The organism is Segatella copri (assembly GCF_003465495.1).
In the GTDB taxonomy this organism is placed as follows: domain Bacteria; phylum Bacteroidota; class Bacteroidia; order Bacteroidales; family Bacteroidaceae; genus Prevotella; species Prevotella copri_G.
The window spans coordinates 1-19,589 of sequence record NZ_QSAV01000015.1; the positions used below are offsets into that span (position 1 = coordinate 1).

Here is a 19,589-nt window from a genome sequence, read left to right on the forward strand (position 1 = left end):
CTTATTTTTTAGCGGGCAATATGGAGAAGTAGATGGTTACACCTCTTTGCTAATTGGGATAAACCAATTCGAATAAATTTTCCTTATACAAAATGGTATTCTTAAACTACCATGTTCAAAACCAATGACTTCTAATGACACATCATCAAAACCACAAGAATAACTCTTATTCAAACTAAGATTCAAGGATTTGGTCATTCCCTGAAAACCTTCTAGCAATAAAACAACATCAGATATCGGAAGTGAAGAATCTTCAACTCCGAATATAACATCAATTTTTTCTATACTATTCATTTTTATCTCAATTTAGTGAGCATAAATATCCCATCATATGAAACCTTCATTTAACTCCCCAAGCCATCAGGGCTTGAAAGTAAGCAACACGTTACTTACTTCTCTTGCTATACATCATAGCAATACAACAATCCTCAATATCAAAAGCGGTTGCACCTATGAGTTTTATATTAACATAAATAACGAAAAGAGGATATGACTTGCAAGCCTTTAAAACTCTTTGCCTCCAAAATATTGTTCTAAGGGAAACGCCATTCGGAGTTGCTTGGCATTGGAGCTTTGACACCTTTGTTGACTATATCCAAATAGAAGTTGAGACTGGTGGATAAGAAAGCATCCAACTCCTATAGCAATACAACTCCATCCCCAGTGTTTACTGGGGATACAGAGTATTTTAAGAATTTGAACTTTTTCGATTTTTAAACAGGTTTAACTAAAAGTGCCTCTGTCATCAAGGCATAATCCCTTCTTCCAGCTACAATCATGTCAAAGAATCCCCTGAAGAAATTCTGCCATTATTCTTGCCATGCATCTTACGCCTACTGGCTTGCAGTTCTCCTGTAAGCTTGTCAACCTGCTTCTGCAAACTGGCAATCTTACGGTCTGACTCTTCCTTTTGCTCCTTCTGCTTATTACCCAAAGCAATATTGGCATCCAGAAGTGTCTGGACAGTCTGAACCAATTCATGTATTTGATCTAGATATTGTTTACGTTCCATATCCAATACGTATATCACCTACACTGCGTCCCCACTATATTACAAGTAGTTACACCTATCAGTTTTTTGAAAAAAGTTACAAAAGAAACCCATAAGTACCTCCCCACGCCTTCGGCGCAGGGAGGTGAGCGGTACGTTACTTACTCTTCTTGCTTTTCTTCGTCTTCTTCGAAGGCTTGGCGGTTCCTATCTCGCCCTTTTCCTGCATGTGCTTGAGGAGTCCTTCAAAGTCGCAACGTGCCGCTGCTTCCAATTCGACGTACTCATCTTGCTGGCCTCTGTTGTAAAGACCAGTGATTCTTAAATTAATCATAACTTGATTGAGTATTATAAAATGTAGAAGCAGTACGATTGTTTGGATTGTTAAGCGACAATCGTAAAACGCTTATTTTTCTTTGCTTAAGATGGGCGAGTAACCCGCCGTAATATTGTTCCTCATTGCAGTATCGCTCTGCACTTGTCGCCACTCGAATGAGGAATATTGTATTTATAAACCGAGACTTGGCTTATGGCTAAACATTACAGCGCACAAAATGATTCTGCTTCCTTACCGGTTCTGCGGCGATAGTCATCACGCATACGCTTTTCCATTTGTGCTATGTATTCTGCCTTCCGCTCTCTAGAAGCCTTGAAGCGACGCATAAAATCTGCTTTTTTTTCTTCTATGTTCATAACGTAAGCTTCTTATTAATTATTGTATTGCTTCGACTCCCCTGTCCCCCTCTTGCGAAGAGGGGGTCCTTACCCAATACCCAAGCCCTAAATCCCTACCATAGGGATTAGGGATGTAACCGCCCTCCGGTGCTCAGAACCGCTACGCTCTAAGGTTGGCGGACCATCAAAGGTCTTCGCCATGTTGTGCGGGATGGGACCGCCTTACTATAGCTTGCTGATTGGGGGCGGCTTGCAATTACCCTCATAAAGGCATGTTGGAGAACCTTGATATAGAGGATTAATCATTAAACTCTTCAAAGAATTGTTTTCTTTTTCCCTCTAATTCACAAGTCTTCTGACTCATAAATTGACAAGTGAAATCATACATCGGAATGGCAACACAATGCTCATCTGCCTTTTCAAACTTCAACTGATCTGAATAATAGCGTATCAGCTCTTCATAAGGAGTCAAGTCGGCAGCAAATAAGAAAACATATTCACAACCTACTATTTTCAACATTTCCAATATCTTTGGTACTATAAAATACCAAAATACAGTTGTTCCCAAATTCTGAGGTAAACCATATCCATCCCACACTTCACGATGAGCATCATTCGCACAAAAATGAACCAACTCAACTCCAGGGAATGTCTTGCCTACATTCTTTAGATTCTTACCAAATATCTTGGAGAATTCATCTGAATCAACTGACAAATGCAAAACTCTCGCAACATCCTCTTTCTTAATACCCTTCTTTGAACGAACGCTTTCAAGAATAGAAGCTATCGCCTTCTTGTTTTCTACAGACTGTGTTTCATCCAAACTCATGCGGAGAATCGTATCATAAAAATATTGTATCTCTTTCAAACGGTCACCCTCAATGAATTCATCATAAAGCAAATCTTCATGCGTAAACTGGTTTGTGGAATTGTTCCAAGTTAGTTAACAAGAAACGTCTTACTCGGAAACGGGCGGCATCTTCTTTGATGTCCTGGATATCCATTGATGTACCCTCTCCTTGCATCATGGCACGTTTCCAAGAATCTTCACCATGAATAAGATTGCTCAAACTTCTTGTTTTCTTTGCAGATAACAGTTCGAAAACACTATCAAAAATGGTCTTATATTCTGCTATAATGCTTGACGGCAAAACATCATGCAATGAATTTGATATATATGCGGCATGAACTTCCGGAATATATGGTCCGAGAGTATGAGCATAAAATATTGCTTCAAACAGAGGGCTCCCTGTTTGAACTATACACTCACGCTGCATAAAATAAAGCAAAATCTGCAACTTCATTTCAGCAATACGAGAGCCATACTGGTACTCGTAACGCTGACTGATATAAGATGCTATCGTATGTACATCAACCATAACGTTCCTTTCTTTTTGTTCGTTTACACGAAATGTTACCATTTTTGTGCAAAAATAAGGTTTTTCTGTGAAACTACCAAATTTTTGGGGGAGTTTTTGCTTCATATCCTAATGTCTCACACATCATCCAAATTAACATCCGCCAAGTCTGCTCCAATAATCGTCACTCGATTGTTGTATTTGCGTATCTCATGCCCATCCTTTATTTGCTTGGTGTAGCGATTGGCATCCAACTGGAGGCAACGACACACATTGCGACTTGCAGTTTCCATGTTCTTGTCGATAATGATGATTTGTGCATCGTGGTTCTCTCGCAACATATCACAGAAATAGTTGTCGGCAGAAGAGAATGAATAGCCAAGAATGATGATCTTACTTGCACGCAGCACCATCTGAGAAGCATGATACCATGTATCAATGTAATGCTTGGATATAACAGGGCGCAACTTTAATGGTGGCAAGAATGATGGGATGGGTATAGACTTGTGGTCTGGATCAAAACTTATCTCGGCTGCAAGTTGATTCTTGAAGAAATCTTCTAAATCAATGGTCGTTAAATCATCATGCAGAAAATCGTTCTTGTTCTCTACATCTACATACTCTTTGAGTGAGCCATGGAAATAGAGAGCAGTCGGAGAAGTTTGGGAAGCATACGATGTATAGTTGAACGTGATGACTTGGCAGTCTTTTCCGTCCAATTGGTCGTAAATAGTGTGGTTGTCTTTGTTCTCTACAGCCACATTCTCTTGTGCCTTTCGCTGCTCCTCGCTTACCAAGTATGCCCATAGAATCCAGGATATGTATAGATAGTCGCGGATATAACTGTTTTGCCCCGTATAAAATCCATAGAAATACCCTGCGAGCAATTGCTCTATATCGAGCATATTCTTATAGATATGGCGCAAGATGGGATTGTTCGACTCATGGATGCTTTTCTGAAGTATCTCCACGATGATGTTCTTGAATGTGTCGGTATAGTTGAGATGGCTTAAATCTATGATGCTGTCATCTTTTACAACCGTATCAAACACCTCTTCTATCAAGTTCATCGTCTCAGCATCTATCTCAGCTCCTTTCTTGAAGTCCAACACCTTTTTGAAAAGGCGAACGATAAGCATACCCAACTTGCGTTGTGACTCATCAAGGCTTGCGTTGTTGGCAAGCTCGTCGTTGATATTATGGCAAATGGAAACAATCTCCTTATCCAAGTCTTTTGCCAAACGGTCGATGGCTGTACTCACAAACTTGTCGAAGTGGAAATGTACTCTGCCTATTGCCTTACGCAAAATGGCATCAAGCGTCTTGCCTTCATCGGTTTCCAAGAAATCGACAATGCGAGGTATAAGGTCGGCTGATGTCGGCAAGCCTATTGTGGCATCCACTCCAGCACCGAGCACTACCAGACTAAGTGGCTTATCCTTGCTTCCCAATATTTTGCGAGCGAATTCCTCACCATAGAAATATTGGTTCTGAGTCATTGCATTGGGAGCAATTTGATTGGCTCCGTTGTTGATATCAAATGATGCATCTGCCATTTTCAAAATTTTAATGTTAGAAAGAGGGTTAGGATACTTTCCAAAGTATCTTAGGATACTTGGCGAAGTATCTTAGGATACTTGCCCATGTATCTTAAGATACTTTTTTGGGGGTGTTTTAGCGACCTACTTGACGGATAGTCTTTTTGCGGGCCGTCCAGGCAGTATTGATTGCCACCCGGATGTTGTCAATGGTCTGCCCTTTCTCCCATTTCGGAACGAAGGGAAGGAGAAGGGAAATGAAACTCTGCTTCACTATCAGATCATCGGTGAGGGATGGCTCTTGCTGTCGCATGGTTGCCACCACCTCGCCCAGGTCTCTCGCTGTCTTGCAGGAACGAAGGAGGGTGATGTAGCCTCGCAAGGATTCCACCTTATTTATATATATAGACAAAGCCTGTTCTTCCTCGGTGAGAGGTTGAGATGCTTCGCCATCCTTGGCAAGCGTCTTCTCTGCGAACTGGTCGCCATAGAAGTTTTGCTCTGCCTTTGTAGCGCTGGGGAGGATTTGGTTATTGCCTCCGTATATATTGAAAGTTACATCTGACATCATATAAAGGTAAAAAAGTAAAAGGGTAAAAAAGTAAAAAATGACTTGCTGGCTATGATTTCTTAATGATTTTCTTAACCTTATTCAATAGATATTCAACGTTTTTCAATGCCTTTCAACGGAATTGTTTTCGAACCACGGATGTTGTATCTTTGCAACAGCTTAAACGAAGAACGAAGAGTGATGAGTGATAATTTCTATACCCGGGGTGCTCGACATTCGAAGTTTGGAGTAGCTGACAATTTAAGTATTAACAATTTAAAAGAAAGGAATCGATTATGATTGAGTATTCTATTTACATGATGGGTAATCCTATCAAACCAGAGGAGCCTCAAAAGGCTTATGCCAAGAACCAAGTTCGTGAAATCTGGGACTTGAACAAGTTTTGCAAGCACATTGCATCACATAACGCTGGCTACAGCCGTGGTATGGTGAAAGCCATCCTGTCGGACATGTGCGACTGCATTGTAGAACAACTGCTCAACGGCAACAAGATTAAACTCGGTGAGTTTGGTGTCTTTAGCATCTCCATCAACTGTGAGGGTGCGGAGTCGCTGGAGAAGTTTACCGAGGAGAACATCAAGTCGGTGAACATCAAGTTCAACCCTGGTGTGGACTTTGAGAACCTTGTTGATCAAGCTGAGTTCAAGCTCGTGGCAAGCCGTGCTGGTCAAGCTGCCTTGCTCAAGGCTGAAAAGGCGAACGAGACTACCGTTGACCTGGAGGCTGCGAAGAAGAAGCCTACCAAGGACGACAAGAGTGACAACAAGCCATCGGGTGATGGTGGTGATACACCAAACCCTGGCGGTGGAAGCAGTACCGACTCTGGCACCGACGGTGGCGGTGATGGCCTGGAGTAGGATTCTCCCTGTGACTGCATCCTGCATAATGCAGGGTGTGGTCACCCCTTCAAACTTATGTTTCACTTTTAAACACATTTCTGATTATGAAGAATTTTAATGATGGTTCCAAGAAAATTTCTTGGGTTTCAATTTTGAATGCTGCTGTTCAAGCTTTGATTGCAGCTCTTACTGCACTGGGAGTAAGCTCGTGCGCAAATGCCTTATAGCAATGTTAAGTGTTGAATGTTAAATGTTGAATTATTAATTATGAGACAAAGTCAATATATGTCGGCTAACGACATTAAATATCTGGTTTTGCATTGCTCGGCTAGCCGATGCAATCAGGACTATAGTGTGGAACAGCTGCAACGTGACCATAAGGCTCGTGGGTTTTATGACATCGGCTACCACTTCTACATCCGTAAGGATGGAACGATGACGCAGCACCGGATGCTGTTGGAGGTTGGTGCTCATGCCAGACCTTATAATAGATGCTCTATCGGCATCTGCTATGAGGGAGGGCTCGATGAGCAAGGCAAGCCTTGCAACACCATGACCACTGAGCAGGAAACGAGACTCATTGATCTTTTCAGGAATCTGAAGATTCTCTTTCCGAAAGCGAAGATTGTGGGGCATCGGGATTTGCCGGGGACTACTCCCAAAGAGTGTCCGTGTTTGGATGCGGGCAGCTGGGCTGCTCATCATCATCTCGATTAATACTCTGTTACTGGCGAGGTACTTTTCCTCGTCAGTAACACTTGCTTAATATCTGACATTTTCATATACTCTATTCGATTTTTTGCAAGTATGCTTTAGGAATATATCCTGTCGTAACAGCACACAACCCCTTGATACTCACATAAAGTTTATGATCTTTTTTGATACGGACGACATAGCCTTCCGCTCCTTTCAAAGGACCTTCAATGACTCGGAACTTGTCGCCTTTGGTAAACTTGGGATTATACTCATCGTAAAAATCCAGTCCTTCAACACCAGAAGTTGCTACAATATTGAAGATTTTCACTTCACGTTCTGAAATTTTAGAAGGTTCTTTCAAGTTCTCAGAATTTTTGCCACGATAGAGCATCACTTTATTGAGAAATTTGCGTTCAATCTCTTCGGCATCTGTTCTCGTAGTACGGAAAAGAATGAGAGATGGCATAATAGGAACTTCCTTCACCAAACTCTTTTTCTTATTCTTGTCCCAATATTCTTGTTTCACATCATAAATATGCTCTATCCCTTTGGCAACGAAATATGCCTTGATAGGCTTTCCTTTCCCAAAAAATATCTTGAATGCGTACCAACTCTCCTCGTTGTCTGGTTGTATCATTGTTTATTTTTTTCTATTTTGATCAGGGTGTACTTCTCATTCCCCCGTGTCGTGAAATCATGTTTCAAAACACTTGGCAAGTAAGGGTTGGTTAGTCTATTTCCAATAACGGAAACCTCTAATCACAGACGTACTCCTGATCCAAGAGCATGATAGGCTGCAACCCTTGGAATGATTAGCTGTCCGATTCCTTTGTCCTCAAAATCCTTCCCTCAATCACTCCCGTTCTTCTGAATCTCTACATAAGAGATACAGAATCACCTTGCAAAAATACGAAAAATGTTGGAAACAAGCAAATTATGCGTGTTAAAAAATTAATATTGTTCTATAAAAATCAACATTTTTTTACTATTCTTTTAATACATAAATTCCTAAGTCGTTGATTGAACGAAAGTTTTCGACATTTCTGTATCTCTTATGTAAAGATTCAGAAAAATTGGTTCATTTTGGTTCATTTTACATAATCCCTCTTTTTATTCTTTTTTGTGGCTTATAGGGCTGCCAGTATCTTGGCGTTGGCATCATCTACTTCTGAGCTTTTGATGGAACGGAGATAGATTTGTGTGGTGTTTTCGGAATGATGTCCCAATGCCTCGCTGATGACAGAGATAGAGATATGATTATCTCTTGCCGTCGTTGCCCAGGAATGGCGGGCAACATAGAGGGTGAGCTTGCCCTTGATGCCTATCGTAGCTCCAAACTTTCTGAGGTGGTAGGAGATACGCGCTTCCGCATTGTGATATAGGCGTGCCTCATCCTGCTTTTTGTCAATAGTTTTATCCTGTCTTTTGTTTCCATCATCAACAAGGAAAGGAAAGAGATAAGATGAGGAGGCGGTCTGCGCCTGATACTTTTCCAACAACTCCTGCATCTCCTTCTCCCATCGGATGGTGAGACGCTGTCCTGTCTTTCTTCTTGTATAATGAAGATAACCGTCCTTGAGGTCAGATTTGCGGAGATGAGCCAGGTCGATGAAAGAGATACCACGCAGATAGAAACTCATCAGGAATGTATCTCTTGCCATCTCTTCCTTGGGATTGAGATCCTTGATAGATTGCAGATTCTTGATCTGGCTGACATTCTCTGTAGGTATGGCTCTCTTGCGAGTTTGGGCAATACCGGTATAGACATCCGAGAAGGGATGCTGCTGTGGCGTCAGTCCCTTTGCCACAGCTTTGTTGTAGGTGGCACGGAGGATGCGGAGATAGAAGGAGCTGGTGTTTTTGCATACCTCCGCCGTATGATGCAGGTATGCTTCATACGAGCGCATCACTTCTGCATCTATCTCTTTTAGGGCAATATCCTTGTTGTCACGGTATCGCTTAAAGCTGTTGAGGGATGCCTTGTAATGCAGCGAGGTGCGGTATTGCCCGTTCTTCAGCAACAGGGCGATGAGGAGGTTCATGAACTGGAATAAAGACTCTGATGTTTTCTTGTTTCTTGACATAATGACAGTGAATTTATGAAGTTTATTAATATATGATAGGGGAATGGAGGACTAGTTTTAGATAATTCAAGGTAAAATGTCGATATTTTACATAAAAATCGGACTGTCTGTAATTCACCGGCATCATGATGTTCAGAACAATCGCCTCTATCGTATAATGGTAATCATTATTACAAAAAACTCCGAAGAACCAAGATTGATTCTTCGGAGTTTTTTGTACACCCTTAGGGATTCGAACCCTAGACCCACTGATTAAGAGTCAGTTGCTCTACCAACTGAGCTAAGGGTGCCTCTGCTAAAAGCTTTGTTTTCAAAAGCGAGTGCAAAGGTAATACATTTTTCTGAAACCACCAAACTTTTATGGATATTTTTTGAAAAAATCTTTCATTTTATCCATTATGATTGGTTCATGAAAGCATTATTCCTTCAGCCAACCACCTATCAGACTGATGATTTCCTGTCTTGTAGGCTCTGGAAACGACAAGATGCGAGTTTTGTGCGAACCGCCATGACACATATAAACATGCAGGTTCTGGTTTACATGATGCAGATAAGGAAATCAGAATACAAATCCTGCATTGATATAGAATCCTACATTCTTACCCAAGCTAGAATAATTAGCCTGAATGCTTACCGGACCCAATACGAAATCATAGGATGCCCGCAAGGCTCCTCCCCACAAATCATCACCGATGAGAATATGGGAAAACTTGCGAGCTTCCTTGCCATACTCTCCCAAAGCGGTAAGATAGAACTTTCCTTTCACCCGATAGCGGAAACCGAGCTGACCAGTCACCACATTGCGCTTCAGCAGATGGACATGCTGCGCACTCTCCCATGCCACCTGCCAAGGCAGATAGTAACCGTCAGCTACTCCACCTGCATAATTCTGATAAATGGCTGGTACGGAACTGCCAAACAAGAAGCGGCTCTTGAGCTTAGGAAGCAGATAGAATCTGGAATTGAGACGTACGGCACATTCTCCTTGAAAAGCAACCTCGCCAAAAGGATTACCATCAGCATAATGTATTCCGTCATCCGTATGCAGAATGCCCTGAACCTGAATGCGGCTGCCACGGGTCGGAAAATAGCGGCGGTCGTAAGTATCCATCACAACAGATGCAAAGTAGTTCAGAAAATGGTCTGACGAACGTGTCTGGATGCTTCCGTCGCGTTCGAACATATCAGAATGATAATGATAATAATCAAACTGCACTCCCGACTTCAATCTGAAATTACCGATATCGCGGGTATAGAATCCAGCAAAAGAATGCGAAAGAAACTCCAGGGCATCCAACTTATGCTTGTCCGCATAAAGGTCGAAATCATAATGAGCCATACGATAGGAAATGCCTATTTTCGCTCCGAAAAGGTTGCCATAGGCATATTTCATTTCCAGATAGGGATTACGGGAAATGCGTCCTGTAAAGGCATAGTGGTGACGGGTAGAAAACTGCTGGTTATTGGATATCTGAGCAATGACGCTCGCCAGATCCTGCGTATCAAAACGTGCACCTACACTGATTCTTCTCGATTCGTTGGGTTCCAGCATGAATACCAGGTCATAAGGTTCCTCGTTAGACTGTCTGTATTCTACACGCGAAAAGATATTCAGTCCTCTGAGCATGGCAAGTGTGCCATCTATCTCCTCAGGACTGACTTCCGAATTCTCCCGTAAAGCTATTTTCTTTCTAATCCACTTTTCCTCCTCTCCGCTGATGCCTTCTAACCGGATGTTGCCTATATGATAAGCTTCCGTCTGAGAAGGTTTCTGCAGTTTGAGGCGTTTATCCTGCAATGTATCATCAGAGGCTACAGAATCACAAGCATCAGCATAGATATACTTTCTCAGAGCCATCAGCTCATCCCATTTCTGACGGGCAGCCTGTTCTCCCCGCTGTATCATCGTATCAATGGCTTCAGACTGGAAGCTGGCTGCCGAATAACCTTTCAGAGAAGGATTGATATAAAGATCGGCTTCAGCCATATTCTTCCGGTATTTGTTCTGACCCATCATACTTATGAGCTGTTCTACAACAGAAGAAGCCGATTTCAGCTCTTCCTTCTTCTTCCAACCGGTACTCAGATCCACACAGATAATCACATCCGCTCCCATTTCCTTTGCCACATCAACCGGCAGATTGTTCAAGGCGCCGCCATCCACCAGCATCTTCCCTTTCCATTCTACCGGAGCAAACACGCCCGGTATCGACATGCTGGCACGCATCGCCAATGGCAACGAGCCCGATGAAAACACCACCTCCTTGCCTTCTACCAGATCTACCGCCACGCAACGGTAAGGAATAGGTAGGTTGGAGAAATCATCCACCTGATGATACCCCACGGTAAGTTTAGAGAAAAGGTTAAAGATATTCTGCCCCTTCACATAACCGGTTGGCAACGAGACCTTCCTCTCTTTGGAAAGAGGAATATGAACGATATATTTCTCCCTTTCTTCTTTAGAAAGAAAAGTCTCCGATTCACGTTTCACCTGGTCGCTCAAAAGGAAAAGCCAGTTCTGGTTACGGTAGAGGCTATCAATATCCGCAGCATCGTAGCCGATAGCATAGAGTCCGCCCACGATGGAACCGATACTGGTTCCGGCAATATAATCTACAGGAATATCAGCCTCTTCCAGCACCTTGAGCACACCTACTTCAGCCGCACCCTTGGCACCACCTCCACCCAACACGAGCCCCACCTTCTTGCGTGGCTGCTGGGCTTGCAGAGGAGTATATGCAAAGAAGCAGCAGAATAAAACCAAAAAACATAATATCTTATCTCGATGTACCATCATATTGCTCCTTGTTTAAATGAATAACTGACACGGCAAATACTCTTCACTCTTCACCAACCCCTCTGAAATACCGATAAACAGGGCGGTTGGCGGAGGTGAAGAGTTCTCAGAAGCTCTTCACTCACTCTTCACCACTCTTCACCTAAATACTTTTTCAAGAATCCGACTTTATCTCCATTGCGCAATCTTCTGTTCTAATCTTGCAATTAAATCATCCACTGGATGACCATAGTTCGGGTCATCCAAGTGCTTGTCTATTTCTGCGCAATGCTCCATCACCTGCTCCAGCGAGCGCCCCATAGGATAGGAATCGGTGTCGTAAGCCTCATCCCATGATACTGATGATGCAGATGATGCTGCCGAACGATAAGCTGGCGATGGCTCACAGACCTTATCCCCCGCTACCTTAGATTCATCGATATGATATTTCTTTTCCTCCATATTTCTTTCGCTTTTAAATTCTACATTGCTTATTGGTGCAAAAGTACGAAGAAAGATTGGTATTCGCAAGAAAAATACTAGAAAATTGCAGAGAACGCTGAAATTTAATGGATTATGCGGATCAACATGGATAAAAAACGACCAAGTATTAATTTTTCTTCTTAAAATCTTTGGAGTATTAGCAAATATCTATATCTTTGCACATGAAATATTTAAAATTAACAATTATGGCAACACAAGTGAAGCGCATGAACGAGCGGATGCAGCAAGAATTAGATAAACTTTGGGAATCTGGCGAACTGAGCGATGAAAAAATGCAGAAACTGCAGTCAGAACATTTGCGCACGGCTTATAAAAATGCTTAAGACTAGACTTTTTATTTATGCGGAATGCCCAACAGGTTGAGCATTCCGCATATTTGGTCTAGTTCTATTCATCCTCTCCTGATAGTCTAAACTCTATCTCGTAATTTTCGATAAAGTTAGTTTCTTCTGCACTCAAACCATAAAGAGGACAAATCAAATCGTCTATCTTATCAATGATTGCCTTCGACTTACCTATCTTATATTCCTTATAAGAATCCACCTTATAAGTAGAGTCTCCCGAGGTTAGGCGCTTATTAGCATTCGCCTCTATATCGGCAAGATACTCCTTGTAAAGTTCATCCAACTTTTCTATCGTTTCATTAGATAATGGAGGAATCGGTGTACTCTCGATTTCACAATTCTTCCAATTTAAATTGTCGGAATAAATCTGATAGAACCAGAAAGATAGATTACTACTTAAAATACTCCCTATAGCATTAGCATATTTATCACCAAAATAAATTGCACGCTCAGCAGATGAACCAGTAGAATAATTGGTTACAACTTTAAAGTATCTACCACCTGCAAACCTATAATAAACTGCAGTTCCCGATTCTCTCACATAACTCTTCAACTTATCACAACCAGACAACTTCTTCAATATGTCCTTTTCCATCTCCAAGCTAATCTTAGGGATACGACCGAATAGCATCAATTCTTTGACTTCCACAAACTGCAGATGTTCTACCAACATCTGCAAATTGAAGTTCTTTCCTTTGCGATACATCTTGGTGGCATAGATGCCACTACAAGGCTTTCCTGTTTTGCGGAATGCCAAGATTGAAGTATTGACCATCGCATTCTTGAAAACCGGCTGTGGACGAACAGCGTATGAAGAGATATAAATATCATCACATTTGCTCTTCAGTATATTGTGAACGCCCGACAGAGAGTCACTGGAAGTCAGAGAGATAGGCACAATCATCGTCATGCAGCCATTTATCCTCATGATGTTATATGCCAATTCAATAAACATGGTGTAGGTATCCATAGACCCTTTCTGGACTGTCAGACTCTTATTATTCTTGTCCTTTAGCGTCTGGGTTGTCTGATATAACGATTTCAAAACTTTCTTCTGAACAACATCCAGTTTAGCGCCATAAGGTGGATTTCCTATCACAATATCGAATCCACCATTTCCCTCTGCACGTTTGAAAACATCATTAAACCATGTGTGCCATAAGAAGAAACAATTGTTTGCAGCAATATCTAGATCGAAGAGTTTATCTCTCAAGGCTGGATTGTTCGATTCGATAAGTCCCTCAACTGCACCCGAAATTTTACCACGCAACCTGATACGTTCCTCGTGATTGTTGGTTTCAAAATATTGGTCCAACCATTTTTTGATGAAAGTAGGATTGGTAGTTTTTTCTCTGAAAGTGATGGTATCTCCAACCTCGCCCACAATGCCACGCAAATCTACACCCTCATACCATTCAAACAAAGAGTTACCCTGCATAATCTTGAAATCCAAGTTAGGCAAAGTATGCGGGGTTTCCTCATCAACAACCAACGTGAGCCAAAAGCGGAGGCGAGCAATATCAACAGCACCTCGCTCATAATCTACTCCATAAATATTCTTCTGGATAATATGGCGCTTAATATCGGCAGCATTACTGAAATTCTCGATGGCACCACGACAAAGAAACAGTTCTTTCAATAAGCCCATAGGAAATGCACCCGAACCGATGGCCGGATCACATATCTTTACATCTTTCAAACGTTCATCAATGAATTGTGCAAAGTCAGACACACTTCCACCCAACAACTCCGCATCATAATTTCTCACGAAATCAGCCACTTGTTGTTTCTTTGCCTCATCATCAATATCAGTAACAAGATACGCCACCAGCGACTGACGGCACATATAACGTACAATTTCCTTCGGGGTATAATAAGCGCCCTTATCCTTATTGTCCTCCAAGAGATTCTCGAAGATACGTCCCAACATCTCCGGGTCTACACCCACCTGAGCATCATCTGGATCATTCTCATCTATCGTAAAATTATATTGATGCAAGAACTCTAGTAAATTTTCAAAATACTCACTCGGAAACTTAGTGGCAATCTCATCAAGTTCATCCCGTTCAAAAAGTCCACCATTAAGATAAGGCACCTTTACCTTACTTCCTTCAGGCAATGCCACATGCGTATCAAAGAGATCATCCTCTGCAGTGCGGTCAGTATCCAGACCATCTGCAAACAAAGGTTCCAGAACTTCATCCAAAAAATTCTCCTTCTGTTTCTCAGAAGAATACTCAAATAGATGAAGCATGAATTCTACATCTCCTTCACCCCAATTTTTATCCTTAGGTACACCCATCCAGCCTTTCTTCTGCAAGAAATGAAGGAACACAATGCGTCCCATCATCTTCTTTACATAATCGCGCACATACTTATCGTTCCGCCCAAAGGCCGCATACATCTGCTCGTGAGGTTCGTGTATTTTCTTCTCCTTCCATTTGCCACCACTCTTCACAAATCGCTTACCCGTAACATACTGTACAAACTGCTCGTAGAACTCCTTGTACTTGCCAAAGAATTCATCAGAAAGAGCCTCAACATCGAAGGCTTCCTCGATATCTTGCAATTCGATTTCTCCCTCTTTGTCCATCAGTTTCTGAAAATTATCAGCCACGGTACGACACGACTGCTTAGGGCCCAACATAAAGGTAAAACGTTTCTTGTCGGTTAACTCATCATTACGTGCCTTACTGCAGAAAGTGAATCGCCAATCCCAATTATCAGCATCCTCATAATGAAAAATCATGAAGGCACTGGAATATGTGGGCATAATACGACGAATCAACTGCTGAATACCCACCCTGTTCCGATTCATCAGTACATGACTAGACACGGTTATGTCGAAGATATTGATAGGATTGAAATCCACCAATATCGTCCCGACACAAACCACAGAAGAGATACCCGTACTATCGGCTAAAGGTTTCATTTCAGGGCGCTCATCGAATACCGACTGGTCGTAGAGGTCTGAAAAGTTCTCTTCCCCAAAAATAGGGAATACGATGTTTTCAAGGAAGGAATCCCTACCTTGATATTTTTGTTGGAAATATTCTTTTAAATCAACCATATTACTCATCATTTATAGGTTCATTTATTTACTTTTGTTGTTACTCTATGGCAATGTCAGTTATTTACTCAATGCCATATACACTTCTGCCTTTCCATTACGAACCTGCACTCGTTCAACAATCTTTTGAATCTCGCGTTCCAAGATATCATCTATTTCATCCTGTTTCAACTCGAAAAGCGAAGGCCCCGAATTCCGGTTCTTATCCAATGCTATCACCTTATTAATAATATCGATATTTCCATTGCTAATGAAATTGAATGCATTGGCAAGTATCTTGCGAGAAGACTTCGACAACGTTAGTTCATTCTTCATCCGAGTGATAATTTCCTTGGCTAGTGTTGCCTTCTCTGAATTACGTACATGTAGATTCACATGATTCAGCGCTCTATTCACCTCCAATTCAGCAGCAGCCTTTCTCTTATCCCAGTCATCAGGAAGCTGACACGTCTGCACATCAGGATTGGTTCTAAACTCACAATACATATCGATGCCAGACAACAACTGGGCTTTTCCGTCTTTATCCACCTTGACGAACATACCAGACAGTCTTTTGTTCCTTACCAAGAAATAGCTATTACCTTCGCCGGTAGGAATAGCAAGTTCAAGTCCACTCTCCTTTGCAACAATCTGTTCGAAACGAAGAGGATTGGCAGCCTTATATTCCTTCAGCTCGCTGATATATTTCTCCATAGGAGATTCCTCTCCATTCACCTGGATATTGAGATCGTAATGCATCACTTCCTCATCAGATGTAAACACCTGACTGTCCTCGCCAAAGAGTGTATGGAAAGACTGGAGCTTGGTATAGGCTTTCTGCACCAACTGTATCTGAGCATCGCCCTGTGCACTCGGCATGAAATTATATACATACACCGTATCTGCAGTGGAACCGATACGATTTACACGTCCAATACGCTGCATCAGTCGGGTTGCATTCCAAGGTGCATCATAGTTCAAGATGCAATTGGCACGATGTAGGTTAATACCCTCTGCAAGAACCTCGGTAGCAATAATTACCTGATAATCATCTTTCCAAGTTCCCTTGTAATTTGCATCAAAATTTTCTTGAATGGTCTGCTCCAAATCATCTCTATTAGAAGCCTTAACTGTAAGCACCCGAAGAGAAGGATTTGTTGTTTCCACTGCCAGTTTGATATTATCTACCGTATCTATCGCCTCACTGAAGATAACCAGTTTCTGAGCTGGATTACGCTGTTTGTCAAAGAGTACCCCAGTCAGACACTTTTTGAAAGCTTCCAACTTCGGGTCATAACTATAAGCATTCCAACGCTTACACAGGAATTCTATAATAGTCAAGTCCTTACGCAGACACTCGATATATTTCTCATTGAAGGAATCACGAGTCAACTCTCTATTTCGTTTTTTATCGTTTTTGCCATTCTCGTCCAAACGCTTGATCTTCTTTCTCAAGTCATCCACACATTCAGCAAATGTGCAGAGTCTTTTTTCACGAGCCAACTTTTTCTCTCTGTCCAATTCTGCATTAACGTTGATATCCGGACAGATAAAGATAGTATTTGCCTCCCACATTTCAATCATATTCTGGGTATATTGACGAAGATTGGCAAGTGAAGTTTTGAAAGCAGAAAAACTGCTCTCAATACGCTTCACAAGATTGGTTTGCATGATTTTAGCCAACTGGCGAGAATATCTGTCGGGATCTATATTACCACCCTTATAAAGAGCCTTGATATCAGAATCTAACAAGAACTCGATGGCACGATACCGATAATATCCCAATCCCTTACCTTGCATAAACTCCACCTTGATAGTAGGCGCAATACAGTTCATCGTCTCGGCAAACAATTTTGCTAAACCATCCTCCATCTTATATTTCAGCATGTGCGGACCGCTTATCTTTGGAAATTTCAGACTACCGCCATAATACCTCCTAATATCAGTACGAGTTCTGCGAACAAGAATATCCTCCAGAATATGATCACGAATATCCTGCGACAGTGCCTTCAATTCATCTCTTCGCAAAGCCTTTTCCTCTGCGGTTAATTCTCTCACTTCTCCATCTTCATCTTTTGGCGCAGCAATCAACTCAGCATATTTCTTGTTAATGGCTGAGAAATACCCTTCCAAGTTTCCGCCCCTTGCCTTTTTCAATGTACTGTCTGTGTGATTACGTTCGAAAAGATAAATCTGATTTTGTAAATCTGCAGGTCGGTTGTTCTGTGGAGTAGCTGAAAGTAATCCAATATAAGGATAAAAACCTGTGGCAGATCCGATATCGCCAATCAACTTGTTTAGAGATTGATACATGGCAGTTTGACTATTACGAAACCTATGACTCTCGTCGATAAGAATCATACCATAGTTTTTGAACTCCAAAGCTGAATCGAATTCTCCCGAATCTGCAGCATCATCTTCCACATCGGCAATATTACCTATGCTTCCCGTTGTTACGAAGTCTACCAGGGGCATCATTTTATTGTCCTTACCCTGATCAAACTCGTCTAAAGTTTCAAGCCATGCAGAACGAATGGCTGGAGGCGTTATCACTAATACTTTTCGCTCACGCCCATCATCATCCGGCATGGTAAGGAAATGCTTAATAACTAATGCACCAACTATAGTCTTACCTAATCCCACGACATCGGCAAGCATAAAACCGCCATGTTCTCGCATGATGGAAAAGCACTGTTTTACGGCTTGAATCTGATAATCCAACGGATCGTATCGCTCAGGCAAATAACTCTCAATCAACTGCTGCTGATTGAGATCTACAATATCACCAAACTTATAGTTGAGTAACTTGACGTAAAGTTCATAAGGAGTAAGTGGAGCATCTTCTGAGGCTCTCAGAGTAGTTTCTTTCTCCTCAGCTTTTTTATCTATTGGAGAACCATGCAAAACTTCTTCCAAGAAATACTGATTCCATGATTCTGATAGTTTCCATTTCTCATCAAACCAAAATACATGTCCCTTGGAATGAGAATATTCATTAGGTACAAGAGAAACCTTACCATTATCCCATTCCAGATAGTTCAGTTCAGAATTCCCCTGCAATCCTTTTTGGGTAAAGTTACTGCTGCCGATGATTCCCTTGGCAAAGTTCTCGCCTAAGAAAATATAGCACTTGGAATGAAAGAACTGCACATTTCCTTCATCATCTTTCTGATAGATGCGAATCTGCAACTTACTCTCAGTCTCATCATTCTTGCAATATTCTCTAATCATACGCACCACGCTTACATATTCTTCCTTCACCTCCAGTTCGTGAATATCCCGCTTGATGTAATCCTGAGGAAATTTGGCATCCTTATAAAGTGGATTTTTCAATTGGTTCACTCTTGCCACAGGGTCTGCTCCGATAAGCAATTGCACTTTCGTACCTTCCTTGTGTAAGAACTGTTCTAGAGTTTTGAGTACAAGCGAAGTACCGGGAATATCCCAATAACCTGTGGCAATTTTTATAGTACGACAAGCAGGATGTGCTGTCAATACACTGATAGCATTGACCATATTAAGAGCATCGTTAGAATTGTCGAGCAACAGACTATTGTCGATTTGATATAATTGTGAGTCCATAGGCAGCACGAAAAGTATCTAAGTCTCCATTGACTCCCCCAGAATGGAAAACAAAAAGCTGTTTTGTTTCTAAGATAAAAGAAATGGCGCAGGGAATCTACCGCTTACATCATCCTTGCCTATTGAGGTCGTAGGAAGAACCCTTTGTGTCAAGGATAAGAAGCCAATAGATACACCTACGCCAAATGGGTATATATATAAAGCACAGAGCATACCCTTCTTGACAAAAGGGTACACTCGTGCAAGTGTATATACACACAGCGGAGGCATCTATCGTCATCATCCATCTGAACACAAGTTGAAGTTTCCTACGTTTCAATAGGTCAGAAGGAAAACGCTGATAAACGTCTTTCTCGTTATGTTAGGCCAAGCATGAGATTAGCGCAAGCAACGCATTTGCCTACAATCTGCATGAATGACAAATGCAAAGGTAATGAAAAGAATCGAAATGACAAAGAAAAACTGAAAAATATCTTCCAATATTTGGTTAATCTGCTTTTTTTTAGTACTTTTGTGCCATAAATAACAACACGTGACTCTATCCTCACCATATATAAAAAGAGGTATAGTTTCATCTAAAAC

Annotated in this window: 18 protein-coding genes and 1 tRNA gene; 4 read left to right on the top strand and 15 right to left on the bottom strand. The window is 41.6% G+C overall.

Translation table 11 applies throughout. The features are described 5' to 3' along the window. Positions 1–36: 36 nt before the first annotated feature. The 8 genes from DWV53_RS05940 to DWV53_RS05970 all read right to left on the bottom strand — a co-directional run bounded on the left by DWV53_RS05940 (position 37) and on the right by DWV53_RS05970 (position 5,133). A complete protein-coding gene (locus tag DWV53_RS05940) occupies positions 37–294 on the bottom strand; it encodes a hypothetical protein (protein WP_118152334.1) in 258 nt (85 codons plus the stop codon). A 481-nt stretch (positions 295–775) separates the two neighbouring features. After that, a complete protein-coding gene (locus tag DWV53_RS05945) occupies positions 776–1,012 on the bottom strand; it encodes a hypothetical protein (RefSeq protein ID WP_147468744.1) in 237 nt (78 codons plus the stop codon). Between the two features lie 136 nt (positions 1,013–1,148). Further along, on the bottom strand, positions 1,149–1,325 hold the full coding sequence (locus tag DWV53_RS15690; RefSeq protein WP_181992425.1) for a hypothetical protein: 177 nt from the start codon (positions 1,323–1,325) through the stop codon (positions 1,149–1,151). 206 nt (positions 1,326–1,531) lie between these two features. Continuing rightward, positions 1,532–1,684, bottom strand: a complete 153-nt coding sequence (locus tag DWV53_RS05950; RefSeq protein WP_118152338.1) for an ABC transporter ATP-binding protein — start codon at positions 1,682–1,684, stop codon at positions 1,532–1,534. Between the two features lie 280 nt (positions 1,685–1,964). Next, a complete protein-coding gene (locus DWV53_RS05955; protein WP_181992426.1) occupies positions 1,965–2,567 on the bottom strand; it encodes a hypothetical protein in 603 nt (200 codons plus the stop codon). Positions 2,568–2,571: 4 nt separating this feature from the next. Next, complete coding sequence (locus DWV53_RS05960; RefSeq protein WP_259318917.1) at positions 2,572–3,150, bottom strand: Panacea domain-containing protein; 579 nt, start codon at positions 3,148–3,150, stop codon at positions 2,572–2,574. A gap of 11 nt (positions 3,151–3,161) precedes the next feature. Then, on the bottom strand, positions 3,162–4,580 hold the full coding sequence (locus tag DWV53_RS05965) for a hypothetical protein (RefSeq protein ID WP_118152340.1): 1,419 nt from the start codon (positions 4,578–4,580) through the stop codon (positions 3,162–3,164). A 118-nt stretch (positions 4,581–4,698) separates the two neighbouring features. Beyond that, positions 4,699–5,133, bottom strand: a complete 435-nt coding sequence (locus DWV53_RS05970; protein WP_259318918.1) for a hypothetical protein — start codon at positions 5,131–5,133, stop codon at positions 4,699–4,701. A 275-nt stretch (positions 5,134–5,408) separates the two neighbouring features. On the opposite strand from DWV53_RS05970, the gene DWV53_RS05975 reads away from it, so the two are divergent. The 3 genes from DWV53_RS05975 (at position 5,409) to DWV53_RS05980 (ending at position 6,689) form a co-directional block, all read left to right on the top strand. Beyond that, positions 5,409–5,990: an HU family DNA-binding protein gene (locus DWV53_RS05975; RefSeq protein ID WP_118152343.1), complete on the top strand. Its 582-nt coding sequence runs from the start codon at positions 5,409–5,411 to the stop codon at positions 5,988–5,990. An 86-nt stretch (positions 5,991–6,076) separates the two neighbouring features. Continuing rightward, complete coding sequence (locus tag DWV53_RS15695) at positions 6,077–6,199, top strand: smalltalk protein (RefSeq protein WP_153073502.1); 123 nt, start codon at positions 6,077–6,079, stop codon at positions 6,197–6,199. Between the two features lie 40 nt (positions 6,200–6,239). After that, a complete protein-coding gene (locus DWV53_RS05980) occupies positions 6,240–6,689 on the top strand; it encodes an N-acetylmuramoyl-L-alanine amidase (RefSeq protein ID WP_259318919.1) in 450 nt (149 codons plus the stop codon). Between the two features lie 70 nt (positions 6,690–6,759). Here the strand turns inward: DWV53_RS05980 and DWV53_RS05985 are convergent, their stop codons facing one another. From DWV53_RS05985 to DWV53_RS06005, 5 genes are all read right to left on the bottom strand, one after another. Next, positions 6,760–7,305 (bottom strand): transcription termination/antitermination NusG family protein, encoded by a 546-nt coding sequence (locus DWV53_RS05985; RefSeq protein ID WP_118152347.1) that lies wholly within the window; start codon positions 7,303–7,305, stop codon positions 6,760–6,762. A 490-nt stretch (positions 7,306–7,795) separates the two neighbouring features. Then, positions 7,796–8,752: a tyrosine-type recombinase/integrase gene (locus DWV53_RS05990; RefSeq protein ID WP_118152349.1), complete on the bottom strand. Its 957-nt coding sequence runs from the start codon at positions 8,750–8,752 to the stop codon at positions 7,796–7,798. A 217-nt stretch (positions 8,753–8,969) separates the two neighbouring features. Next, positions 8,970–9,042, bottom strand: a tRNA-Lys gene (locus DWV53_RS05995). 269 nt (positions 9,043–9,311) lie between these two features. Then, positions 9,312–11,549 carry a patatin-like phospholipase family protein gene (locus DWV53_RS06000; protein WP_118152351.1) on the bottom strand — a complete coding sequence of 746 codons (2,238 nt, stop codon included), beginning with the start codon at positions 11,547–11,549 and terminating at the stop codon, positions 9,312–9,314. A 168-nt stretch (positions 11,550–11,717) separates the two neighbouring features. Beyond that, entirely contained in the window at positions 11,718–11,990 is a 273-nt protein-coding gene (locus DWV53_RS06005; RefSeq protein ID WP_118152353.1) for a hypothetical protein, read from the bottom strand. Between the two features lie 227 nt (positions 11,991–12,217). Between DWV53_RS06005 and DWV53_RS15700 the strand changes: the two genes are divergently transcribed. Then, positions 12,218–12,355 carry a hypothetical protein gene (locus DWV53_RS15700; protein ID WP_181992427.1) on the top strand — a complete coding sequence of 46 codons (138 nt, stop codon included), beginning with the start codon at positions 12,218–12,220 and terminating at the stop codon, positions 12,353–12,355. A gap of 64 nt (positions 12,356–12,419) precedes the next feature. Here DWV53_RS15700 and DWV53_RS06010 read toward each other — a convergent pair whose 3' ends face one another. Together DWV53_RS06010 and DWV53_RS06015 are read right to left on the bottom strand one after the other, a co-directional pair. Beyond that, entirely contained in the window at positions 12,420–15,446 is a 3,027-nt protein-coding gene (locus DWV53_RS06010) for an Eco57I restriction-modification methylase domain-containing protein (RefSeq protein ID WP_118152411.1), read from the bottom strand. Between the two features lie 60 nt (positions 15,447–15,506). Beyond that, positions 15,507–19,007: a helicase-related protein gene (locus tag DWV53_RS06015; protein WP_118152355.1), complete on the bottom strand. Its 3,501-nt coding sequence runs from the start codon at positions 19,005–19,007 to the stop codon at positions 15,507–15,509. Between the last annotated feature and the right edge of the window lie 582 nt (positions 19,008–19,589).

What these genes read in the sequence shown, in the direction of transcription:
- DWV53_RS05940 (WP_118152334.1), bottom strand. Translation starts at nt 294, where the DNA reads ATGAATAGTATAGAAAAAATTGATGTTATATTCGGAGTTGAAGATTCT.
- DWV53_RS05945 (WP_147468744.1), bottom strand. Translation starts at nt 1,012, where the DNA reads ATGGAACGTAAACAATATCTAGATCAAATACATGAATTGGTTCAGACT.
- DWV53_RS15690 (WP_181992425.1), bottom strand. Translation starts at nt 1,325, where the DNA reads ATGATTAATTTAAGAATCACTGGTCTTTACAACAGAGGCCAGCAAGAT.
- DWV53_RS05950 (WP_118152338.1), bottom strand. Translation starts at nt 1,684, where the DNA reads ATGAACATAGAAGAAAAAAAAGCAGATTTTATGCGTCGCTTCAAGGCT.
- DWV53_RS05960 (WP_259318917.1), bottom strand. Translation starts at nt 3,150, where the DNA reads ATGAAGCAAAAACTCCCCCAAAAATTTGGTAGTTTCACAGAAAAACCT.
- DWV53_RS05965 (WP_118152340.1), bottom strand. Translation starts at nt 4,580, where the DNA reads ATGGCAGATGCATCATTTGATATCAACAACGGAGCCAATCAAATTGCT.
- DWV53_RS05970 (WP_259318918.1), bottom strand. Translation starts at nt 5,133, where the DNA reads ATGATGTCAGATGTAACTTTCAATATATACGGAGGCAATAACCAAATC.
- DWV53_RS05975 (WP_118152343.1), top strand. Translation starts at nt 5,409, where the DNA reads ATGATTGAGTATTCTATTTACATGATGGGTAATCCTATCAAACCAGAG.
- DWV53_RS15695 (WP_153073502.1), top strand. Translation starts at nt 6,077, where the DNA reads ATGAAGAATTTTAATGATGGTTCCAAGAAAATTTCTTGGGTTTCAATT.
- DWV53_RS05980 (WP_259318919.1), top strand. Translation starts at nt 6,240, where the DNA reads ATGAGACAAAGTCAATATATGTCGGCTAACGACATTAAATATCTGGTT.
- DWV53_RS05985 (WP_118152347.1), bottom strand. Translation starts at nt 7,305, where the DNA reads ATGATACAACCAGACAACGAGGAGAGTTGGTACGCATTCAAGATATTT.
- DWV53_RS05990 (WP_118152349.1), bottom strand. Translation starts at nt 8,752, where the DNA reads ATGTCAAGAAACAAGAAAACATCAGAGTCTTTATTCCAGTTCATGAAC.
- DWV53_RS06000 (WP_118152351.1), bottom strand. Translation starts at nt 11,549, where the DNA reads ATGATGGTACATCGAGATAAGATATTATGTTTTTTGGTTTTATTCTGC.
- DWV53_RS06005 (WP_118152353.1), bottom strand. Translation starts at nt 11,990, where the DNA reads ATGGAGGAAAAGAAATATCATATCGATGAATCTAAGGTAGCGGGGGAT.
- DWV53_RS15700 (WP_181992427.1), top strand. Translation starts at nt 12,218, where the DNA reads ATGGCAACACAAGTGAAGCGCATGAACGAGCGGATGCAGCAAGAATTA.
- DWV53_RS06010 (WP_118152411.1), bottom strand. Translation starts at nt 15,446, where the DNA reads ATGGTTGATTTAAAAGAATATTTCCAACAAAAATATCAAGGTAGGGAT.
- DWV53_RS06015 (WP_118152355.1), bottom strand. Translation starts at nt 19,007, where the DNA reads ATGGACTCACAATTATATCAAATCGACAATAGTCTGTTGCTCGACAAT.